This is a genomic window from Litorivivens sp. (assembly GCF_041625495.1).
Taxonomy (GTDB): Bacteria; Pseudomonadota; Gammaproteobacteria; order Pseudomonadales; family Spongiibacteraceae; genus Litorivivens.
Window position 1 is genome coordinate 1 of the sequence record NZ_JBFJTH010000247.1, and the last position, 3,884, is coordinate 3,884.

At 54.6% G+C, this 3,884-nt stretch carries 4 protein-coding genes and 1 pseudogene; 2 read left to right on the forward strand and 3 right to left on the reverse strand.

Features of this window, described 5'->3' with window-relative positions; translation table 11 throughout:
• Positions 1–519: pseudogene (locus tag ABYP39_RS17845) on the forward strand (glycosyltransferase family 2 protein); the annotation flags it as partial.
• Between the two features lie 2 nt (positions 520–521).
• Entirely contained in the window at positions 522–1,202 is a 681-nt protein-coding gene (locus tag ABYP39_RS17850) for a hypothetical protein (RefSeq protein ID WP_372748880.1), read from the forward strand.
• Between the two features lie 20 nt (positions 1,203–1,222).
• On the opposite strand, the gene ABYP39_RS17855 is transcribed toward ABYP39_RS17850, so the two are convergent.
• The 3 genes from ABYP39_RS17855 to ABYP39_RS17865 form a co-directional block, all read right to left on the reverse strand.
• Positions 1,223–2,155, reverse strand: coding sequence for a glycosyltransferase family 2 protein (locus tag ABYP39_RS17855; protein ID WP_372748881.1), 933 nt, complete (start codon positions 2,153–2,155; stop codon positions 1,223–1,225).
• Positions 2,152–3,249 carry a polysaccharide pyruvyl transferase family protein gene (locus ABYP39_RS17860; RefSeq protein ID WP_372783949.1) on the reverse strand — a complete coding sequence of 366 codons (1,098 nt, stop codon included), beginning with the start codon at positions 3,247–3,249 and terminating at the stop codon, positions 2,152–2,154. The genes ABYP39_RS17855 and ABYP39_RS17860 overlap by 4 nt, the downstream gene beginning before the upstream one ends.
• Positions 3,233–3,884: O-antigen ligase family protein (locus ABYP39_RS17865; RefSeq protein ID WP_372783951.1), on the reverse strand; the 652-nt coding region annotated here is incomplete at its 5' end. The genes ABYP39_RS17860 and ABYP39_RS17865, both read right to left, overlap by 17 nt.

Sequence of the window (3,884 nt, forward strand, 5' to 3'; positions counted from 1 at the left end):
ATTCGCCGCGAAGTGCTCGATGCCATCAAGTTTATCCGCGCTGAGAGCGGTCACTTCGGTCACCAGTACTTCGACGAAACCTTCCGTCAGTCTGAGGATGTTGAATGCTGGCTGCGCATCGCCCTGTCCACTGACTGGAAATTTGCGGGTCTCGATGCTGCGCTGACCAACTACCGCGTCAACGGTGAAGGCCTGTCTGCCAACTGGAAAAACCAGCTTGCCTCGTGGGAGCGCTCGGTGAGCAACAATGCACGTATCAACATGGACTTCGTCATCAAATGGGAAAACCTGGCCCGTGCCTACCAGTACCGTTATCTTGCACGTCGCGCGGTACAATCGCGTGATGCCAAGGCTGCCGGGGAATTGATCAAGCGCGCACTGAAGTCTGATGTCAGCATTTTGGTCCGAGAGTTCGGCCGCACCGGTGCCACCATGGGCTGCGCGGTATTGCTGAACATCATGCGCCCAACCCGTTACGATAATCTGGAAAGACAGGTTGTTAACCTGGTGGCGGCGTAATCATGCATACCAAACTTGTTATACGTCGAAAGCGGGTATTGCCGGAGCTCAATGCGGCATCTCTCGCTCTGCCCGCCATCATTACCCTGCTGGTATTTATGGTCGCGCTGGTTGCCCAGCAGAGCAGCGGCATTAAGTTGGGAACCCTGACCGAAGACGCCGGCACTCAGGTAGACAACGCCTGGTTTGTCGGGCTCATTTCGACTATAGGTATTTGCCTGTTGGCTGGCTCCGCCGCACTGGGCTTTTTCGCTGGAAATTTTCGCAAACGCATTCAAGGTGGGCCGCGCAAGACCAGCGCTCTGATGTGGCTGTCGCTCTGCAGCTTTCTGCTACTGGCGGACGATGCTCTGATGATTCACGAAACCCTGTCGCAGATGGTGCCTTATTTGCCCGAAGCGGCCATTCAGGCCAGCATCGGCTTTCTTATTATCGCAACGCTGCTGATTTTCCACCGAGCCATCGGACCATCGTTTATTTACGCAGCGCCAGCGCTATTGTGCTGGACCCTTTCGGTCTGCGCCGACATGCTGCCCGCCGACGGCAACGCCGCTATTATCCTGGTAGAGGACGGAACAAAATTCCTGGGCATCGTGCTCTGGTTCACCTTCATTCACGATCTGGCCACCCGCTACTTTCTCACGTTACAAGCCAATCAGACCCTGCAATCGTCGCGGAGCTAAACGCTCCGCCGCCATCCGCGTCAACGACGAAACAGCAAGCCGCACCGCGCTAGCCAGAACGCCAGTTCCCATTTCAGCCGACGCACCGGCAGCAGCCAGGTTCGGCGCTCTTTGAGCAAGTGCCGGGCGGCTGCATAATTACCTTTACGGATATTGAGTTGCGCCAGGTGCAACAAGTGATTGGCTGTGAGCTTCAGCATCAACGGGCGGCGCTCGTCACCGGAGGTCTCTGCGTACTCCCGCAAGCGGACACTGAACGGACATTCGCGCTCCGGCACATGCATCACGGAGGCACGATTTTCCGCCTCGACCAAATAGTGCATGCATACCGCACGGCTGTAGGCCAATGGATAGCGCTGGCCTACCCGAATCCAGACATCCTGATCCTCACCGATTTTTTCACCAGGAGGAAAACCGCCTACCTCGTCGAGTACCCGTTTGGGTATACAGGTAGCCGAGGTCATTGCCGGCAATTCACCCGTGGCCGCCGCTTCAAAGTAGTCGTAAAGAAATTGCTGTTTATCGCGGTAGCGCTCTGGAAAATGCGGTTGAATCGGGCTCACACGACCATCGGGTGTATAGTGTGCAAAAGCCGTGGAATACCCACCCGCCTCGGGAAAGGTGGCTATCAGTGTCGCCATTTCAGCCAGTAGCGTCGGCAACCACAAGTCATCGCCATCAAGAAATGCAATGAAATCTGCCGTTGCCGCGGCTATCCCGGTATTGCGGGCAACCGATACACCACCATTAGTCTGCCGGATCAACGAAAGCGCAGGAAAGCCTGCGTCAATCAAGGCCTGTACACGATCAGCACCATCATCGGTAGAACCATCATCAACCACGATCACCTCTGCCGCAGGATGGCTCTGAGCACGCACCGAGTTCAGGGTGTCTACGATGTGAGATGCCTTGTTGTACAGCGGCACGATGACTGCAAAATCGATACTGCTCACAGCGCCTCCCAGTTTTTCAGTGCTTCATCCCTGGCCGCCGCAATAGCAAGTTGCGGCTCTAGATAGTGACCATTAAGGATGTCAAAACCGCTTTTGGTCAACGCTTCTACATCGAAGGTAGCGCTATCAAACGCATACTGGGGGCTGTGTTGTGAATCCCTGCACCAATTGTCGCATTTAGGGTGATAGTTCAGGCTCAAGTACGGTGTTTTCGTGAGAAAAGAAAAAATCGCCGCATGTAATCGCATGGCTACCATCATTTTCGTACGGCTTATGGCAGCGATACAATGGTATGGATTAGCATAATAAGGAAGATACTCTACCGGGACACCATCAAGCAGATTCATAAACTCCTGGTGAACCTGAGCATCACCCAGCGTCGGGTGACCGTTAAAATCAAATAGCCTTATGCCGGCGCCGCTTTCGCGATGCCATTGCTTTGCCGCCGCCGCCAGCTTTAACAGGCGGTTGGTCTCGCGCTGGCTATAACCCTCAAATCGCTCTTTTGGACAAAGTGCAAAACCGATGGCATTGTCGCGCTGGGATGCTAACGCACTCTTAAAGGCGTCGCTTTCTACCAAACCTGGCGCCAGATCATAGGTCAACGCCACATTGGCAGCAGGCGCTATCGATTTCGCAATGTCGTAACTGTCCCGATCTCTTACGCCTGTGAAAGCAGCCTCATTGAGAAAGGCAGCACATTGCTTTTCCGCTTCTGTATCGACAAATGGGCCAAGACCTACGCCGACCGCACGGTGCTCGGCATTACCGGAAAGCTTCAGGTAGTGACGTTTTTGAGCAATATCTTTGGCCGTATGAAATACCGATCCACCACCAATCAGAATATGCTCGCTGCGCCAGGCCCCTACATATTTGAGCGCTCGATCCTGCGCCCTAACGCGCTGCTTCCGGCTTTGCACGGGTGCGCATTCCAGCCATTGTGCAACTTCGCTGCCCTTGGGGCAGGTAGCCGCAAGACGGGAAGCTCCATAGAGTGCCTTTGCCCCTTCGGCAGTGGCCGCCATGAGCATATCATCGCCGGTATTGTGCATGCCGTAGTAACCTACGAGCAAAGCGTCAAACGTTTTTTGCATTAAATGATTTTCCTACGATGTCATTGCGAAAAGCCGCGCCAATTATCACTAGAGCGGGCCAGAACAGATACGCCAGTATCTCCAGATTTTCACCGAAACTGAACATTATCAGAATCAGAATACAGCAAAGTCCGGCGCGCGAGGTGGCACAGCGCTGCGCCTGGATAAACAGAACAATCAGTGTCACCACCATCGGAATAAACAACGCGAAGAAGCCCACAATACCTTTGACGAACAGCAAGCCATACCAACTGTGGTGCGAACCAATGGGCATAAATTCCACCAGGTGGGGGCCACGTTCCACCACGCCGTGGCCCCACACCGGCGCTTCGTCACGCCAGCGCTGAATAGCAATGCGGGCCAGTGCCGCCCGCACCCGGCTTGATCCAGCCCGGGCCTGTTTGAATTCCGTGATGGTGATATCCGCCAGTTCCATCAGGTTAGTAAAGGCGATGCTCGCAGCGGCCATACCTACCCCGCCGGTCATCCACAAAACGGGGTTATTGAGGCGTGAGATAAAATACACCGCTGGGGAAACAAACAGCATAGCCACCAGCCCCGCGCGGGACTGACACATCAATACCATCGCAATACTTCCAATAATGCCGCACCAGCGCCAAAACTTTTCCTTTTCC